This window comes from Streptomyces sp. LaPpAH-108, assembly GCF_000373625.1.
In the GTDB taxonomy this organism is placed as follows: Bacteria; Actinomycetota; Actinomycetes; order Streptomycetales; family Streptomycetaceae; genus Streptomyces.
This window is the reverse complement of record NZ_KB891988.1, coordinates 354,230-371,331: the sequence shown is the minus strand read 5'-3', so window position 1 is coordinate 371,331 and position 17,102 is coordinate 354,230. Positions and strand designations below refer to the sequence as shown.

Here is a 17,102-nt window from a genome sequence, read left to right as displayed (position 1 = left end):
GATGATCCCCGCATGGCGACTGACGCGCGCGGTCCTGTGCCCCGGTTTCCCGACGGGTTTCTGTGGGGGGTGTCCACCTCGGCGCATCAGATCGAGGGGGTGGTCGGGCTGCGGGAGCCGTCGGTGTGGGACGTGTTCACGGCGGAGCCGGGGCGGGTGAAGGACGGGTCGACGGCGGCGGTCGCGTGCGATCACTATCACCGGTGGCCGGAGGACGTGGCGCTGCTCGCGGATCTCGGGGTGGACGCGTACCGGTTCTCCGTGTCGTGGCCGCGGGTCGAGTCGCCTGGCGGGCTCGACTTCTACGACCGGTTGGTGGACGCGTTGTGCGCGGTGGGCGTGCGGCCGGTGCCGACGCTGTTCCACTGGGATCTGCCCGCCGCGCTGGACTGGCTGGAGCGGGACACGGCGTACCGGTTCGCGGATCACGCGGCGCGGGTCGCGGAGCGGCTCGGGGACCGGGTGGGGCAGTGGATCACGCTCAACGAGCCTGCCGAGCACACCCTGTTGGGCCACGCGCTCGGCATCCACGCGCCCGGCAAGCGCCTGCTGTTCGACGCGCTGCCAGCCGCCCACCACCAACTCCTGGGCCACGGCCTGGCGGTACGCGCCCTGCGCGCGGCCGGGGCGACCAGCGTCGGCATCGCCAACTCGCACGGCCCCACCTGGCCCGCCTCCGCCGACCCGGCCGACCAGGAGGCCGCCGCCTTCTACGACCTCCTGCTGAACCGGATGTTCGCGGAGCCGGTCATCCTGGGCCGGTACCCGGACGGCATCGGGGAGTTGATGCCGGGCGACACCGAAGCGGACGCCCGGATCATCGGGGAGCCGGTGGACTGGTACGGGATCAACTACTACGCGCCGACCCGGGTGGGCGCCCCGGAGGGCACCGACACCGAGTTCGGCGGTGTCACCGTCCCGGCCGAACTCCCCTTCTCACTCAGGGAGATCGGGGGCTACCCGGTCACCGACTTCGGCTGGCCCGTCGTACCCGAGGCCCTGACCGAACTGCTCACCGGCTTCCGCGACCGCTACGGCGACCGGCTCCCGCCCGTCGTCATCACCGAGAACGGCTGCTCGTACGAGGGCCTTGACGACCAGGAGCGCATCACCTACCTGGACGCCCATGTCCGCGCCCTGCACGGGGCGTCGACCGCCGGGGTCGATGTGCGCGGTTACTTCGTGTGGTCCCTGCTCGACAACTTCGAGTGGGCCGAGGGGTACGCCCGCCGCTTCGGTCTGGTCCATGTGGACTTCGCGACGCGGGAGCGCACCCCGAAGGCGTCGTACCGCTGGTACCGCGAACTGCTGCGCACCCTCAGGGACTAGAGGTCGTACCCGCCCGACACCTCGATGGTCTGCGCGGTGACCCAGCGGCTCTCGTCGGAGACCAGGGTGGCGATCAACGCGCCGACGTCCTCGGGTTCTCCGACCCGCCCGAACGCGGTGCGTGCGGCGAGGGCCGGGATCACCTCCGGGAAGCGGGTGAAGCCGTCGTCGCCGAGCCGGGTGCGGGTCGGTCCGGGCGAGACGCCGTTGACGCGGATGCCGCGCGGGCCGAACTCCTTGGCCATGTAGCGGGTGAGGACGTTGAGACCGCCCTTCATCGCCGCGTAGGCGGAGTAGCCGGGTTCCGGGGAGGCGGCCGTCGCCGAGCTGCTGCTCGTGTTGACGATCGCGCCCCCGTCGGCCATCAGCGGCAGCAGCTTCTGCGTCAGGAAGTACGGTCCCTTCAGCAGGACCCGCGCCAGCAGGTCGAAGGTGTCCTCGGTCATGTCCTCGATCGGCGCGGACTGCGCGAGCCCGGCGTTGTTCACGAGGTGGTCGAACGTGTCCCGCTGCCAGGTGTCGCGCAGCACTCCGGCCACGGTGTCCCGGAAGGCGTCGAACGTGCCGGAGTCGCCGAGGTCCAGCGGCAGCGCGACGGCGGTGCCGCCCTCCTTCTCGACGGCGGCCACGGTGTCGAGCCCGCCCTGCCGGTTGCGGCCGTAGGTGAGGATGACACCGATGCCGCGTCGGGCGATCTCGACGGCGGCGGCGCGGCCGATGCCGGAGCTGGCTCCGGTGACGATGGCGACCTGCATGGGATTCCTCCAGGGGTGAGAGCCGATGGACTTCCTCTCTCCATTAGGCGCCTCTGACCTGCGGAAACGTAGAACGATCCTCCCGCGTACCTGCACGATCCTCTCGTGTGCGGGAGCGGGGACGGCGGGAGGTGCTGCAATGGCGGTATGCCGGAGAAGAGACGAGCGGAAGCACTGCTGGCGGAGCTGCGCGCCCTGCTGGAGCGGCATGTGCGGCCCGACTGGACCACGGCCGTCGAGGGCGTGCTCATCTCGCGGGTCGACCGCGCCGATCCCCCGGAGCCGTCGATGTCGGGGACCGTGCTGGCGGTGATCGCGCAGGGCGCGAAGCATCTGGCCCTGGGCGAGCGGGTGTTCGCGTACGGCGCCGGGCAGTATCTGGTGGCGTCGGTCGACCTGCCGGTGACGGGCCACTTCACCCGCGCGGACCCCGGCCACCCCGCCCTCGGCTTCGGTCTCACCCTGGACCCCTCGGCCGTCGCCGAACTGCTGCTCGGCGCGGCACCCGGGGACCTCCCCCGCGCGACGCAGGGCGCTCCGTCGGGCATCGCGGTCAGCGACGCGCCCGTCGCGCTCCTGGACGCGGTGGTCCGGCTGGTGCGGCTGCTGGACGAGCCGCGCGACCGGGCCGTCCTCGCGCCGCTGGTGAAGCGGGAGATCCTGTGGCGGCTGATCACCGGGGAACAGGGGGCGACGGTCCGCCAGCTCGGTCTGCCCGACAGCGGGCTCAGCCATGTCTCCCGGGCCGTCGGCTGGATCCGCGAGCACTACGCGGAGCCCTTCCGGGTGGCGGACGTGGCGCGGCTGTCCGGGATGAGCGTCTCGGCGTTCTACCGCAACTTCCAGGCGGTGACGGCGATGAGCCCGATCCAGTTCCAGAAGCAGATCCGGCTCCAGGAGGCGCGGCTGCTGCTCGCGACCCACCCCGGCGATGTGACCGGGGTCGGGCAGCGCGTGGGCTACGACAATCCGTCGCAGTTCAGCCGCGAGTACCGGCGTCGGTTCGGGGCCCCGCCGAGCCGGGACGCGGCGCGCCTGCGGGCGGCGGCGCGGAGTCCGGCGGGGGTGCTGACGTAACCGGTGACGGGCCGTCAGAAACCGAGCTTGCGCAGCTGCTTGGGGTCGCGCTGCCAGTCCTTGGCGACCTTCACATGGAGGTCGAGGAAGACCGGCGTGCCGAGCAGCGCCTCGATCTGCTTGCGGGACTTGATGCCCACGTCCTTCAGGCGCTTGCCCTTGGGGCCGATGATGATGCCCTTCTGGCTGGGGCGCTCGATGTAGACGTTCGCGTGGATGTCGAGCAGCGGCTTGTCGGCCGGGCGGTCCTCGCGGGGCAGCATCTCCTCGACGACCACGGCGATGGAGTGCGGCAGCTCGTCGCGTACGCCCTCCAGGGCGGCTTCGCGGATCAGCTCCGCGATCATGACCTGCTCGGGCTCGTCGGTGAGGTCGCCCTCGGGGTAGAGCGCCGGGCCCTCGGGCAGCAGCGGGACGATCAGGTCGGCCAGCAGACCCACCTGCTTGTCGCCGACCGCGGAGACCGGCACGATCTCGGCCCACTCGAAGCCCAGCTCCTTGCCGAGCTGGTCGATGGCGATGAGCTGTTCGGCCAGGGCCTTGGAGTCGACCAGGTCGGTCTTGGTGACGATCGCGACCTTCGGGGTCTTCTTGATCCCGGCCAGCTCCTTGGCGATGAACCGGTCGCCGGGGCCCAGCTTCTCGTTCGCCGGGAGGCAGAAGCCGATCACGTCGACCTCGGCCCAGGTGGTGCGCACCACGTCGTTCAGCCGCTCGCCGAGCAGCGTGCGCGGCTTGTGCAGACCGGGGGTGTCGACCAGGATCAGCTGGGCGTCGTCGCGGTGGACGATGCCGCGCACCGTGTGCCGCGTCGTCTGCGGCTGGTTCGCGGTGATCGCGACCTTCTGCCCGACGAGAGCGTTCGTGAGGGTGGACTTGCCCGCGTTGGGGCGGCCCACGAAGCACGCGAAGCCTGCGCGGTGGACGCTGTCGCCCGACCGCTCGGATGACTGGGTACGAACGCTCATGCCGACCATTCTCCCTGATCCGCGGAGCGGCGCCGCACGGGCGGGTACGGGGGTGCGGTCGAGCACCGTAGTACGTCCCCGGCGACACCGCCCTGAACCGCGAGCGTCACGCTCCGCGACATCACGGTGACGCCCTCGCAGGCGACGTGCTGGTGGTGCGGGTACGGATGGGCCTGCGGCGCTCTGACCAAGTTTGCCCACCCACCCGCCCTTACCCCTGCTCAAGCCCAAGTCGGCGGCTGACGCCGGTCGACCAGCGAGCGGCGGCAGCGCCCGGGAGGACGCGGGCTCCGCAGGTGCCGAGGGGACTCGGGCCGGCCGGCCGTGCCGGAGGCATTCCCGGCGCCGGGCCCGTTCCCACCCGCCCGAGCCGCCACCCCGTGACGGTGCCCTGTTCGTCTCCCGAGACGGGTGGGTGTGGTGGGCGAGGGCGGGGGTCCAGGGGGCGGAGCCCCCTGGTTACCTCAGGCGGCGGGGACGGTCAGGTGGACGGCTCCGTCCGGGGCGGCGAGGAGGACCGGCGTGCCCGCGCCTCCCAGGTCGGCGACCGCGGCCAGGTCCGCGCCAGCGACCCCCTCCGCCTCCGACACCACCGCCGCCGCCTCGAGAGACCTCGCCCCCGAAGCCACCGCCATCGCGACAGCCGTACGCAACGCGCTCAACGACAGGGACGGCAACTCCACGGACCCGGCCACATACGTCCGCCCCGTCTCGTCCCGTACGGCCGCCCCCTCGGCGACCCCGTTCCGTGCCCGTACCGACCGCGCCAGCGTCACGATCTTCCGGTCCTCAGGATCAAGCTCGTTCTCGCTCATGCCCCGAGCATACGAACAGCGGAACCCTCCCCCGCCAGCCACTCCAGCTTGGCCGCGGTGTCCGCCTCGTCCAAGGGGGCGTGCAGCACGACGAGGAGGTCGGGCCGGGCGGGCACCTGCATCGCCGTGGACTCGACGACCAGCCGCCCGGCGACAGGATGTTCCAGTTCCTTGCGGATCTGCCCCTGGTCCTCGATGTCCCGCGCGGCCCAGATCCGGCGGAACTCGGGGCTGGCCGCGCTGACTTCGGCAAGGACCTCCTGGAAGCCCTCGTCGTCGGGGGAGGCGGCGTACACCGCCCGGAACTGCGCGACGACGGTGCGCGCGTTCCGCTCCCAGCTCCGGTTGCGCGACCGGTAGAGCGGGTCGGTGAAGAAGTCGACCAGGCAGTTGCCGGGGGCGCCCCCGTGCCCCATGCCGAGCACCACGGCGGCAGCGTGGTTGAACATCACGCAGTTGTAGTAGCGGTCCATGATGTGCGCCGGATACGGCATCCACGTGTCGATCAGCCGCCGCAGCCCGTCGCACATGTCCCGCCGGTCCGGGGCGACTTGGGGCGCGGGCGGGTTGAGCCCGGCGAGCACATAGAGGTGCCGCCGCTCGGCGTCGCTCAGCCGCAGCACCCGGGCGACCGCGTCGAGCACCTGCGGGGAGACGGAGATGTCCCGCCCCTGCTCCAGGGAACTGTTCATCCCCTGGGACATGACCGGCGTCACACCGCCTGAAGTGTCCGGGGCAGGTCCCTGGAGAAACCCTTGCGCTCTAGCGTCCGCATGAAGCCGAACACCGCCGCATCTCCGCTGGTCAGCGACGCCAGGCAACCGACTCCCTTGAAGGAGAGAGACAGGACCTTCGCCCTTGCCGGGGCGCTCATGTCTCGTGCCGGGGAGGCGCCGCCCGTCGTGATCAGGAAATCCACCCGCTCTCAGGGGAGCGTGAACACCCATGCCACCGTTGCCGCCCGTGCTGAGCTTGCGTTCAGCCTCCGTCTGTCCCGCTCGTCCGATGAGTCGTCGTCGCTGGACGTTCAGATTCGCGCCTGCCGTCTGAAGGCTGAGGCGCTGGGCTTCGATGAGGAGACCATTGCCGCCGCCGTGGCGAACGCGTACGTGGACGACGGCGTATCGGGCGGCTCTGCTCTTGAGGCCCGGAAGAAGGGCATGGTCCGGATCATGGCGGACCGTCCCGCCGTGGTCATCGCGTGGAAGCTGGACCGGTTCGCGCGCTCCGTCCGGGAGTTTCAGAAGCTCTTGGACTGGGCCGACGAGAACGGCGTACGGCTGGTCACCTCAGACAGCCTCTTGGACTCCGCCGACAAGTCGGGAACGGGGCGGCTGATCGCAACGATCATCGCGGCCGTGGCGGAATGGGAACTGGGCATCATCACCGACCGCAGCGAAGCCGCCCACGAAGAGCGCCGGACTCAAGGCCGCTGGATCTCCGGCAAGGCCCCGTTCCCGTACAAGGTCGAACGCCGCGACGGCAAGGCGTACTTGGCCGAAGACGCGGACGCATTCGCCCTCGTTCGCGAGCAGATAGCCAAGCTCCTTGAGGGCGGCAAGGGGGCGACGCTGGCCGGGACCGCGCGGGCGCTGCCCATCGGGCGTCAGCAGTGGCGCAAGCTCCTTCGCGGCGTGATGCTGCGCGGGTGGCGCGAGCACAACGGGGAGCTTGTCACCGAAGCCGACGGCGTGACCCCGGTGCAATTCGGCCCGGAGGTCATCGACGCCGCGACGGCCAAGCGCGTCCGGGACCGGCTGAAGGAGCTTGAGGCCGGGGAGCGGGCCGAACGGATGGATGCGCCGTGGCTTGCGGGCATGGTGGTCTGCGCGTGCGGCGCGAAGTGGAACGGCGGGCAGTCCAGCCGCAAGAAGCCGCTCTACAAGGGCTCGTGCGGGCACGGTTCGATCATGGCGCACCTGATAGAGCCGCTGGTCTTTGAGGACTTCCGCAAGCAGCACGGAGACACCCCGCTGTACGAAGTCACCTACTCCGGCGGCATCGACCACAGCGGGGAGCTTGCCGACCTGGACGCCAAGATCCGGCGCGGGAACGCGAACCTTCTCCTGATGGACGCCGACGACGCGGCAGACCTCCGCGCCCTGGTGTCGGACCTCAAGACCACACACACCCGTCTGAGCACCGAGCACGACCCGGAAGTCACCGAGACATGGACGCTGACGGACGTGTTGCTCTGGGAGGCGTGGGACCAGGCCACGGAGGACCAGCGGCGTTCGATGCTGACCGATCAGCGCTGCAAGGTCACCGTTCACCCTGCCGGGCATCCTGGCGGGCGCGTGGTCATCGACTGGGAGCCCGTCGCGAGCGAGGGTGACGCGGAGTACGAGACGGCCGCATAGGCCCGCGCAGCGCCCCGTACGGCCCCGTTGGTCCTCAGTGACCGGCGGGGCTCTCTCGTACCCGTAGGCAACCCTTGCGCTCCAGGGTCAGCACGGGCAGGCAATCGACCGACTAGAACCGCTTCGAGACCGGCGAATCACGGCAGAACTCCCCCGCACAGTTCCGGGGTTACTCCGTGATTCGCCGTTCCCTTTCTCGACTTACGCCGGATTTCACCGAAGGGAACTCATGGATACGCCGAAATTCGCCGCCCTACTCGCGAAGCTGCGAGCAGCGGAAGCCGCCGCATGGGAGCAAGTGGGCGGAGCCGACGAACGAACTGTGAAACTCCACGCGCTCATAGCGGAGGCGCTGCGGGCCGCTGAGGAGCTGCGGGCGGGTGAGCCGTGCGCAGGGCCGGAATGCGGGCTCAGCGTCGAGTACAGCGGCGTAGGGCGACCGGCCCGGTACTGCTCGAAGCGCTGCCGGGATCGCGCCGCCTACAGGGCTGCCCGACAGCGGGAGAGAGGGGAATCTTAGTTGGACTGTTACTTATTTCTATGACGCATAACAGTAATTCATCTACCCCCTAAGAACTCACAAGCAAAGCAATAACCGTTACTACGTCATCCGTTTCGTCTCTCCGACTTACGTCACGGAGGTCTGCCCGCGTGGGCTACTACGACAGCGAGAACCACACCGACGAATGCCAGCACTGCGGGGAACCGCTGACCGGACGGCAAGAGCGCTACTGCTCTCCCGCTTGCCGACAGGCCGTGTTCCGAGACAGCAGAAAGCCCCGCAAGCCGCGTGAATGGAAGCCGTGCCCGCTGTGCGGCGAACCGTTCGAGGTAACCCACCCGCTCAAGAAGTTCTGCGACTACGAAGACGAAGCCGAACGTCACTGCCAGGACGCACAGGACGACTTGGAAGAGGCGGAAGCGATCGCCGCCGTGGAGCGCGAGGAAGCCGTCTGTGCGCACTGCGGTGAGCCTGCCGGGTGGTCGGGGCGTGGCCGTCCGCGCCGCTTCTGCTCGAACCGCTGCAAGACCGCCGACTACCGCAAGCGCAAGGCCGCCTGATCACCGACTCACATGAGTCGCCGCCCCGGCTTTATTTGAACCGGGGTCTTTTCATGCCCTGCCACAGAGAGGTTCCCCGTGTACTACAACCCAACTGGCGTTACAGAGAACGAGATTGACGCTCTCGCCGGTACGCCCGATGAGCTGACGGAGCACATCAACCCGGCTCTTGTCCGGGCCTGGATGCAGTGGGACACCGCCCGCTACATGCGGGGCGAGAACGGCCCGATGGACGTGCGCGCCGGTTTCGCCCGTGGCGGTTACCGGCTGATAGCCGATCCGTTCCGGCCTCTGTGGGAATTCCCGCCCGAGCTTCGTAATGACGTGCTTCGCTCTCGTCAGATCATCCGTCGTCGTGAGGCCCGGCCCATGTCCTGGGTGACGAAGGGCGGCACTATCCGCGTGGTGGACGGCGTGAAGGTGTTCACGGGCGAATGCCAGGTGTGCGGGGCGACGTATGAGGAGAAGCGCCCGGAGGGGCAGAAGCGCCGTTGGCCGCTGATGTGCTCGGAAGAATGCAAGGCGGAGCGGACCCGGCAGCGAAAGCGCGAGTGGGCGGCGAAGAACCGCGCCGCGTAGACATTTACTAATACAGGTGAGGGGACGTTTCCGATTTCCCCGCTAACCCGCAGCCGGCCGGACCTTTCCATTCACGGTTCCGGCCTTTTTGCTGCCATCACACAAGGGGTGGGTTCGTTGAGTCATGCCGAGATTTCGCGGGTCGCGATGGAGAAGCGGGAGGTGGCCTCAAACAAGCTCAAGGCGTTCTCGGAGCGCATTGGCAAGCGGTCCCTTTCTGCCGCTGAGCGGAAGGAAGAGAACGGGCTCTTGGAGCAGATCGCGGAGCATGACGGGATGGCCAAGCGGCACATCATCGCGTCTGCCGCTGAAGAGGAGGCGATGCGGGTGAACTCACCGCTACAGCAGATGGGCGTTAATCGCGGTTTCCCTGCGGTGCGCTCTGCGGGCGCTGGGGTGATTCCTGGGGAGCTTCTGAAGCGCTCCGTGGAGATCTCCCGTGGCATCACCACGACGGGCACGGGTAAGGCGTTCAGCCCGGAAGAGATGGCGAAGAAGTTCGTTGACCTTCTCGCCCCTCAGTCGGTCGTCATGGCGTCCGGCGTGAACCGGGTGCAGACGAACGCTGAGACCTACTCGTTCCCGGTGATCCGTTCGGACTTCGCGGCCGGTTTCGTGGGTGAGCTGGACGACCTGCCGACTGGTGGTTTCGGTGCTGAGCCGCTGAAGGTGACGCCGAAGAAGATTGCCGCCGCTGACATGCTCGCCAATGAGCTTGTGGAGGACGGTGGTTCGGCATTTATGGACCCGGTAGCCAAGTCGCTTATGCGGTCGGTCTCTCTGGGCTTCGACCGTGAGGCGCTGATTGGCACGGGAGCCAACAAGGGGTTCGTGGGAATCGCGAACACGCCGGGAATCCAGACGCACGCGGTGACGGGCGGGTTCAAGGACCTTGATGCCTTCGTTGCCGCATTCGGGAAGCTCGAAGCGGTCAACTCGAAGGCGACGGCCGTGGTTATGCACCCGACCACATGGGCGGGTCTTATGGCGCTTCGGGAGGCTTCCGGGTCGCTGAAGCCGCTTCTGAGCGAGTCGGCCGGTTCGCCTACTGCTGGAATTCAGCGCGCAATCCTGGGCGTTCCGGTGTGGATCTCTTCGTTCATGCCTGGCACGGATGTTCTCGCCTATGAGGCGGACCAGATCTTTGCCGTGTGGCGCAAGGACGCGGGCTTTCAGGTTTCGGACCAGTTCGGGTTCCTGAAGGACGGTACCGCCGTGCGCGCTATCGCCCGTGCCGCTATCGCTGTTCCGAACGCTGCTGCCGTCTGCAAGATCACCGTCACCGCCTAAGAGGAGTTCTCCACCATGTCTTTCTTCAACACCGATGAGCCGACCGTGACCCTTCGCATGACCGGTTACATGAGCTACGGCCCGACCACGAACGGCATTCCGTCTCACGTGCTCCAGAACGGCGAGACGTACGACGTTCCGCAGAGCGAGGCTCAGTGGCTTCTCTCGGCTGAGCTTGCCGAACTGGCCTAATCCTCATGTTCGTTGAACTGCTCTCAGGGGTGCGCATTGACCGCGTGCCCCTGGGGGCGGGTATGTGCGTTCAGTGCCCCGACGACATAGGGGGGTACCTCACTGCGAAGGGGTGGGCGCGCAAGAGGGCGGGTGCCCACAAGCTCAGCGATGGCCGCACGCTGATCGCATTCAAGGTGCGTGAGATTCCGGGCACCGCTGAGGAGTTGAGTGACTGGCCTTCGTGGATGCGTCCGGCATGGATGCGACCCGATGGCCGTGCACTGCCCAGCGGAGACAACAGGCCACGCGTTCCCGTGCGCTGCCGCATGTGTCAGCGAATCGGCTACCGACTCAAGGAACGATTGCCCGCAGACGCGCGGAGAGATGAGCGCTCGGATTGTTGGGTCATCGAATGCAAGCGGTGCATTGCGAGCGACACGAACGCGTGAAGGCGTCGAGTTCCCGAATTTCCCGATGGGTCGCAGCCGGCTGGGGGCCTATGCGGTTTGAAAGTTCCCGATCAATGCCGCTGGCGATCCCGGTCCCAGCTCGGAAAACGCGTCCGTAACGAACACGCCCTTCACCGTTGTTCGTCTTCCCCGAAAGGAGGAAATCTCTTGAAGGTCACCACCTGCCAACACAAGCCGTGCGGAAAGCCGTTCGGTAAGAACGCCGACGCGAGACAGCGCTACTGCTCCGCCGCCTGTCGAGTCGCCGCGTCACGCGCCCGCAAGGCAACGGCACAGAACGGCAGGCTTGCCACCGTGACGGCCCTGAGCGCCCCCGAGAGCGCCCCGGAACGACTGGACGACGTACGGGCGCTCTGGGACTCCCTGATCCGCCAGGTGGCCGCTGACGGCTTCATGGTCATCGGTGCCAGCGGGCTCCCCATCGCTCATCCGGCGCTGAGGTACTTCTCCGCGCTGCACTCCGCGATGCGCGACCTTGAAACCGGTACGGAGTCCAGCGGCGCGGAAAGCCCGCTCGAACAGATGCAGCGCCTTGCCCGGCAGGCCCTGGACGACTACGACGCGGAGCACACCACGTGACCCTTCAGCACCCCGTGAGCCCTGAACTGGCCTCGCTCGCCTGTCGGTTGGGCGACACGACCGACCCGCCGACACATCCCCTGTGGGTGCCGTTCGCGGGGCTCTTCGCTGCGGAGCTGGGTCGTGCCCCACTGCCCACGGACCTCTTCGCCTGCATGGTCTGCCCGTGCCACTTCTGACCCTGCCCCCGATGGCTGCCCGCGCTAGGTGGTCGTCGTGGGCTTCTGTCGTTCCGGGGGTTCCGGCCAGCGAACGCCACCGTTCAAGATCCTTACCCGACAACGCGAATATTGGCGTTGCCGCATAGACGCCCCCGCCTGCCCCTCGTACCGTCGTACTCACCAGCCCCAACCGGGGCCACAACAAGGGGGTTCGGCATGGCACGCGAGGAACTCACCCGCTTGACCGGCAACGTGAATGACCCGGAGTGCAATCAGAACGACTGCCCCAACCTCTACCGAACGGCCAACGGCTCCATCATCGTTCAGGGCGACTTGTCCGACGCTTTTACGCCCCCGACCGGTGAAGCCCTGGTTGAGATTCCCGAAGCAGTTTTGAAGGAGGCTTTCCGTGCTCTTGGATGGTGAGGCTTGGCAGGCAAAATTCCGTGACTTTCGCTCGGAGGCATGGAGGCTCGAAACGCTGCCCGCCTACAACGTCCCCCAGGAAGCCGACGAGATACAGCGGTTCAGGGCTGGGGAACGCATCGACCCGCACACTCATTCCAACGACTACACGGAAGACCTCAAGAGGGTCCGCAGCGAGGGACGGAGTAAGGGGCGTGTGCATATCGTCACGCGTCCGCTCTCCGAATACCTCCGGTACGAGTTCATGTATTACCTGCCGCACGCATGGGCGGGTGAAGATATTCGCATCATGGACGTGACCGATCGGCCTAATCCGCTGGCTGAGGTTCAAGACTTCTGGATGTTCGACAGGTCGCAGGTCGTACTCATGCACTACGAGGCTGACGGAACACAGATCAGCCGAGAGATCTATGAGGGCGACGTAGAACCTTACGTCGAGTATCAGCGCATTGCGCTGGCCGAATCGGTGCCCTTCGAGGAGTACGTGAAGGGCCTTGACGCTTAACCCGGAGGAGCTGGGTCAATCCAAGGCCGACCTAGCCGAAACACTCAAGGGGCTCCGCAAGCGGGCCGGGATCACTCAGACCCGGCTCGCTCAGCGCTGTAATCTCTCACAGACAAAGGTGAGCAATATTGAGGGCGGGAAACTTACGCCCAGCCTTGTGGACGTAGAGCTGATCCTGAGGGCCCTGGACGCGCCGCCTGAACTTGTCGCGCAGGTCACGGCGCTTGCGCGGGTTGCCAACACCGAATGGCAGGATGTCTGGTCTCAGCGCCGTACTGGCCTGGAGAAGAAGCAGAACGAGCTAGCCGGGTTTGAGAAGTCCTCAACGGAGTTCCGGTACTTTCTCCTGTCCATGGTGACGGGGCTATTGGCAACCCCTGAGTATGTGAGAGCCAGTCTCGCCAGCGTCCCCGGGGATCACAGCAAAGCTATTGCGAAGAAGCTGGAGCGGCAGGCTGTCCTCTATGACGCCTCAAAGCGCTTCACGTTCATTTTGACTGAGCAAGCGGTTAGGTGGCCGTACGTACATGGAGCGGCCATGGCTATGCAGCTCGATCGGCTGATCTCTGTAAGCCTCCTACCGAATGTGCGAGTCGGCGTTATTCCGCTGAGTGGCCACATGCCCGTGTGTCCGCTGAATACCTTCACCGTCTATGACGCGCGAACTGCCACGGTCGAGACTTCCACAGGGGCGATGGTTTTTCGCGATCATCGAGACGTGTCCGCATACCTCAAGGAGTTCTCTGTGTATGAGGGGTATGCATTGTTTGGCGAACGGTTCCGAGAGCGACTGACGGAGTGGGCCGAGTCGTTCCGTTCATGATCTTTACCCGACCACGGAAATATTGTGCGGCCCTCCTCGCGCCTCCCTCTACCTTGAGTGCAACACGGAGAGGGCGGAGGGAAAGACGTGAGCAAGCGGGAAAGCAGCACACGGAACGTGGTTCGCGTATTGCCGTGGAAAACGAAGGATGGCAAGGAATGCTTGCTCCAGAGCGACGACGCCGGGGGCGTGCTCAGCCGTCTCGCGGATGACATGGAGGCCGCACAGCTCAGCATCGGGGGAAAGGTACTTCTCCACGCTCACGAACTCCTGTCCAACCCCCGCGCCACAGAACCAGAAATGCGTTACCTGGCAAGGCAGTTGGCGGAGTGCTTGGGTGACGCCTTGCGGGTCGCTGGGAGCCGTGGTGACCGTCTGGGTGTCGGCGGTGCTGAGGACGACCAGGACGGCGGCGACGAAGGCCCGGAGCTGCCCGCTGAGGCGTTCGGATGACCCGCACCGTCATGCGCTTCGTGGACCACACCATCACGCACGTGCCGGACGGCGGGATCACCGCTCAACTCTTCTGCATGACAGCGGAATGCGGTGAGGACTCCGGGCCCCAGGGCGTCCCGGACGATGCCCAGGACTGGGCCCTTCGGCACACGGGCAGGACTGGGCACGACTTGTTCCGGCGCGAGTACACCGACCATGCCCGCGTGACTCGTCACGAGTAGACCCCGGTCCGTTGGACGACGGCGAGCAAGAGAGTCCAGCGGATCGGACGGCGACGTTCCCGACCGGACAAGCCCTGTGCAGGAGTAGGACGTACTCCGTCTGAGCTGACGTGCTCAGGCACTCGCCCCGGTCCGCCCCTTAGCTGGGGTGCCGCACCCAGAAACCCGTGCGGTGAGGGCGTAGCCAACGGCCCCGTCGTGCATCACCCCCGTGGTGTGCGGCGGGGCTCTTTGCCGCTCAGGCGAACGCCACCCGGCACGTATCCCAAGGGGTGTACCTTTCGAGCCACTGGTACCAGGACACGCCCACACCCGCGAGCACGGCCACCTCCTCGCGCCGCAGCCCGGGCGTACGGCGCCGCACCCCGGCCGCCGGGAGCCCCGCCTCCTGGGGGCTCACCCGGGCGCGCCTGCTCATCAGGAACTCCCGCAGCTCGGTGCGCCGTTCACTTCTCGCCGTGCCCGCAGGCGCCACGTGCCGCTCCCCCGCCGTCGCCGTGTCTGGTGGTGCCACCACCACCATAAGTTCCGACTCCCCGCGTTTCTTCCCGCGCCCGCAAGCTCGTGCCATGGCGATCGACACGACCACCGAACCGAACCATCCCGCAGGCCAACTCCCGGCCCCCGCACGCCCCGTACGCCTCTCCCCCCGCGACAAGCTCGTCCTCTTCGTCCTGTGCGCCGCCCAGTTCATGGTCGCCCTGGACTTCTCCGTCCTGAACGTGGCCCTGCCCCGGCTCGGCGACGACCTCGGCATGAGCCGTACGGCACTCCAGTGGGCGGTCACCGCCTTCGCGCTGCCGTCGGGCGGCTTCCTGCTGCTGTTCGGCCGCGTCGGCGACCTCTACGGCCGCCGCAAGCTGTTCCTCGGCGGGCTCGGCCTGTTCGGCGCGGCCTCGCTGCTGGCGACGCTGGCCTGGAACCCCGAGGTCTTCCTCGCGGCCCGCGCGCTCCAGGGACTCGGCGCGGCGGCCATCGTGCCGACCGGCATGTCCCTGCTGACGACCACCTTCGCGGAGGGCCCGGCCCGCGACCGCGCGCTCGCCGTCTCGGGCGCCGTACTGTCCCTCGGCTTCACCACCGGCATGATCGCGGGCGGCGTCCTCACCGACACGCTCGGCTGGCGCTCCACGATGGCCCTGCTCACGATCGCCACGCTGCTCGTGCTCCCGCTGGCCCCGGCCCTGCTGCCGGAGTCCCGCACCGCCGCGCACCGGCGCCTGGACGTGCCCGGCGCGGTCACCGTCACCGGCGGCCTGCTGTCCCTGATCTACGCCCTCTCCAGCGCCGCCGCCCGCGGCTTCGGCCACGCCGACGTGCTCGTGAGCCTGGTCGCGGGGCTCGCCCTGCTGACCGGGTTCACCGTGATCGAGTCCCGTACGCCCGCGCCCCTGGTCTCCCTGCCGATGCTGCGCCGCCGCACGGTGGCGTGGGGCAACCTGGGCGGTCTGATCACCTTCTCGATGATGTCCGCGGTCATCTTCGTCCTGACCCTGTACCTCCAGGAGATCCTGGGCCTGTCCGCGTTCGAGACCGGGCTCGTCTTCGGCGTCCAGGGCATCCTGTCGGTCGCCGCGGGCACCCTCGCGCCCAAGGTGATCGGCCGTCTCGGCGCACCTCGCACCCTGGTCGTCTCGCTGACCGGCCAGGGCGCGCTGGTGGCCACCCTGCTCCTGCTGGACACCGGCTCCTGGTCGGCCTGGCTCGCCACCGCCGCCGTGTCCCTGGCGAGCGTATGCCACCTGGGCGCGATCGTCTCGTACGGCCTCACCGTCACCTCGGGCGTCCCCGACACCGAACAGGGCCTGGCCACCGGCCTGGTGACCTCCACCCAGCAGGTCGGCGTCACGATCGGCATCCCGCTGCTCGGCGCCCTCGCCACCGCCGCGCCCGACCTGCTCACCGGCGTCCACACGGTCCTCGCCCTGGACGCGGCGATCGTGCTCGGCGCGGCAGCCCTGGTCGCCGTGGGCCTGCGCCCCGCGCGAACCGGCGCCTGAACCGTCAGTCCAGGGTCTGGATGATCGCGCTGCGCGCGGCCGTGTGCACCACGCGACCGCGCGCGCCGTTCACCAGCGGCAGATACGGCGGGACATGCCCGCACTCGACGTCGGCGACGAGCGGCACCCCCAGCGGGCCGAGCGCGTCGAGCACCGCCTCGTGCTGGGTGAGGGTGCGGTTGCCGGGGGCGCCGGTGCGGCCGACCAGGACCGCGGCGGCCCGGTCGAAGAACCCGGCGAGCCGCATGCCGTGCAGGGCGCGGCAGACGGCGAAGGCGTTGCCCTCGGCGGCCTCGACGTAGACGAGCAGCGGCTCGCCGGGCGCGAGGGCGGTGGTATCGAGGTACGGCGTCCCGGCGAGGTCGGCCAGCGTCTCGACGCAGCCGCCGATCAGCCGCCCGGTCACGTCCACGTCCCCGGTGCCGTCCAGCCGCGTCCAGCCGCCCTCGGCGTCCAGCCGCAGCTCGCGGACCTCGGGGTGCCCGGCGTAGTCGTCCCAGCCGCCGGAGCGGTACCGGCCGGGCGGGGTCTGTGTGAGCGGTTCGCCCTGCGGGGCCTCGGCGATGTCCAGCCAGGACAGCAGGCCCTCGGGCGTCCGGTAGGGGGTGTCCATGAGGTTGTTGCCGTGCAGGGTGGCGATGCCGGAGCGCAGGGTCAGCGGGGCGAGCAGGGTGGAGAGGTCGGAGAAGCCGACGACCCAGGTCGGCTCGGCGCGGCCCAGCTCCGCGAAGTCGAGCAGCGGGAGCAGGTTGATGCCGGTCTCGCCGCCCCACGGGGGCACCACGGCCCGGATCTCGGGGTCGGTGAGCATCGCGGTGAGTTCCGCGGCGCGCTCGGCGGCCGGGGCGCTGAGATGGCCCGAGCCGTCCATGCACCGGCCGACGGTCACCTCGTACCCGCGTGCCTTGAGGTCGCCCACCGCCACGTCCAGGCGGCCGAGCAGGGCGTCGGGAACGCCGCTGGAGGGCGATGTGACGCCGATGCGGTCACCGGGGCGCAGCGGGCGCGGGTATCGCACAGTCATGCGGCGCATTCTGACACGGGGTCACCGG

Annotated in this window: 19 protein-coding genes and 1 pseudogene; 14 read left to right on the top strand and 6 right to left on the bottom strand. The window is 68.2% G+C overall.

The genetic code is table 11. From position 1 onward, the window contains the following. The first annotated feature begins 12 nt into the window (after window positions 1–12). Window positions 13–1,329: a GH1 family beta-glucosidase gene (locus B079_RS0107760; RefSeq protein WP_026248457.1), complete on the top strand. Its 1,317-nt coding sequence runs from the start codon at window positions 13–15 to the stop codon at window positions 1,327–1,329. On the opposite strand, the gene B079_RS0107755 is transcribed toward B079_RS0107760, so the two are convergent. Further along, entirely contained in the window at window positions 1,326–2,084 is a 759-nt protein-coding gene (locus B079_RS0107755) for an SDR family NAD(P)-dependent oxidoreductase (protein ID WP_018545211.1), read from the bottom strand. The genes B079_RS0107760 and B079_RS0107755 overlap by 4 nt on opposite strands. Before the next feature lie 147 nt (window positions 2,085–2,231). Here B079_RS0107755 and B079_RS0107750 point away from each other — a divergent pair, with 147 nt between their 5' ends. Continuing rightward, a complete protein-coding gene (locus tag B079_RS0107750) occupies window positions 2,232–3,161 on the top strand; it encodes an AraC family transcriptional regulator (RefSeq protein WP_018545210.1) in 930 nt (309 codons plus the stop codon). Between the two features lie 14 nt (window positions 3,162–3,175). Here B079_RS0107750 and era read toward each other — a convergent pair whose 3' ends face one another. From era to B079_RS31515, 3 genes are all read right to left on the bottom strand, one after another. Next, a complete protein-coding gene (gene era, locus B079_RS0107745) occupies window positions 3,176–4,129 on the bottom strand; it encodes a GTPase Era (protein ID WP_018545209.1) in 954 nt (317 codons plus the stop codon). Between the two features lie 464 nt (window positions 4,130–4,593). Further along, entirely contained in the window at window positions 4,594–4,944 is a 351-nt protein-coding gene (locus B079_RS0107740) for a cytidine deaminase (protein WP_018545208.1), read from the bottom strand. Then, complete coding sequence (locus B079_RS31515; RefSeq protein ID WP_234016764.1) at window positions 4,941–5,636, bottom strand: helix-turn-helix transcriptional regulator; 696 nt, start codon at window positions 5,634–5,636, stop codon at window positions 4,941–4,943. The genes B079_RS0107740 and B079_RS31515 overlap by 4 nt, the downstream gene beginning before the upstream one ends. Window positions 5,637–5,717: 81 nt before the next feature. Here B079_RS31515 and B079_RS31510 point away from each other — a divergent pair, with 81 nt between their 5' ends. The 11 genes from B079_RS31510 to B079_RS0107675 all read left to right on the top strand — a co-directional run bounded on the left by B079_RS31510 (window position 5,718) and on the right by B079_RS0107675 (window position 14,050). Further along, on the top strand, window positions 5,718–7,304 hold the full coding sequence (locus B079_RS31510; RefSeq protein ID WP_078495877.1) for a recombinase family protein: 1,587 nt from the start codon (window positions 5,718–5,720) through the stop codon (window positions 7,302–7,304). A 651-nt stretch (window positions 7,305–7,955) separates the two neighbouring features. Beyond that, window positions 7,956–8,366, top strand: coding sequence for a hypothetical protein (locus B079_RS31505; protein ID WP_018545204.1), 411 nt, complete (start codon window positions 7,956–7,958; stop codon window positions 8,364–8,366). A gap of 78 nt (window positions 8,367–8,444) precedes the next feature. Further along, window positions 8,445–8,945 (top strand): hypothetical protein, encoded by a 501-nt coding sequence (locus tag B079_RS31500; RefSeq protein ID WP_018545203.1) that lies wholly within the window; start codon window positions 8,445–8,447, stop codon window positions 8,943–8,945. Between the two features lie 117 nt (window positions 8,946–9,062). Then, on the top strand, window positions 9,063–10,235 hold the full coding sequence (locus B079_RS0107710) for a phage major capsid protein (protein ID WP_158684951.1): 1,173 nt from the start codon (window positions 9,063–9,065) through the stop codon (window positions 10,233–10,235). 15 nt (window positions 10,236–10,250) lie between these two features. After that, window positions 10,251–10,427 (top strand): hypothetical protein, encoded by a 177-nt coding sequence (locus B079_RS35145; protein WP_018545201.1) that lies wholly within the window; start codon window positions 10,251–10,253, stop codon window positions 10,425–10,427. Between the two features lie 746 nt (window positions 10,428–11,173). Beyond that, a complete protein-coding gene (locus B079_RS0107700; protein ID WP_018545200.1) occupies window positions 11,174–11,458 on the top strand; it encodes a hypothetical protein in 285 nt (94 codons plus the stop codon). 377 nt (window positions 11,459–11,835) lie between these two features. Next, window positions 11,836–12,045 carry a hypothetical protein gene (locus B079_RS33735; protein WP_078495876.1) on the top strand — a complete coding sequence of 70 codons (210 nt, stop codon included), beginning with the start codon at window positions 11,836–11,838 and terminating at the stop codon, window positions 12,043–12,045. After that, the gene (locus tag B079_RS0107690) at window positions 12,029–12,550 is read left to right on the top strand and encodes a DUF6879 family protein (RefSeq protein WP_018545198.1); all 522 of its coding nucleotides are present in this window, start codon (window positions 12,029–12,031) and stop codon (window positions 12,548–12,550) included. Before B079_RS33735 ends, B079_RS0107690 begins: the two co-directional genes overlap by 17 nt. Continuing rightward, window positions 12,540–13,373: a helix-turn-helix domain-containing protein gene (locus B079_RS0107685; protein ID WP_026248456.1), complete on the top strand. Its 834-nt coding sequence runs from the start codon at window positions 12,540–12,542 to the stop codon at window positions 13,371–13,373. The genes B079_RS0107690 and B079_RS0107685 overlap by 11 nt, the downstream gene beginning before the upstream one ends. A gap of 87 nt (window positions 13,374–13,460) precedes the next feature. Next, on the top strand, window positions 13,461–13,826 hold the full coding sequence (locus B079_RS0107680; RefSeq protein ID WP_026248455.1) for a hypothetical protein: 366 nt from the start codon (window positions 13,461–13,463) through the stop codon (window positions 13,824–13,826). Further along, window positions 13,823–14,050 carry a hypothetical protein gene (locus B079_RS0107675; RefSeq protein WP_018545195.1) on the top strand — a complete coding sequence of 76 codons (228 nt, stop codon included), beginning with the start codon at window positions 13,823–13,825 and terminating at the stop codon, window positions 14,048–14,050. The genes B079_RS0107680 and B079_RS0107675 overlap by 4 nt, the downstream gene beginning before the upstream one ends. A 277-nt stretch (window positions 14,051–14,327) precedes the next feature. Here B079_RS0107675 and B079_RS35755 read toward each other — a convergent pair. Further along, window positions 14,328–14,573 (bottom strand): annotated as a pseudogene (locus B079_RS35755) (XRE family transcriptional regulator); the annotation flags it as partial. Between the two features lie 46 nt (window positions 14,574–14,619). Here B079_RS35755 and B079_RS0107665 point away from each other — a divergent pair. Further along, the gene (locus tag B079_RS0107665) at window positions 14,620–16,050 is read left to right on the top strand and encodes an MFS transporter (RefSeq protein ID WP_018545193.1); all 1,431 of its coding nucleotides are present in this window, start codon (window positions 14,620–14,622) and stop codon (window positions 16,048–16,050) included. Between the two features lie 4 nt (window positions 16,051–16,054). Here B079_RS0107665 and B079_RS0107660 read toward each other — a convergent pair whose 3' ends face one another. After that, on the bottom strand, window positions 16,055–17,074 hold the full coding sequence (locus tag B079_RS0107660; protein WP_018545192.1) for a S66 family peptidase: 1,020 nt from the start codon (window positions 17,072–17,074) through the stop codon (window positions 16,055–16,057). Between the last annotated feature and the right edge of the window lie 28 nt (window positions 17,075–17,102).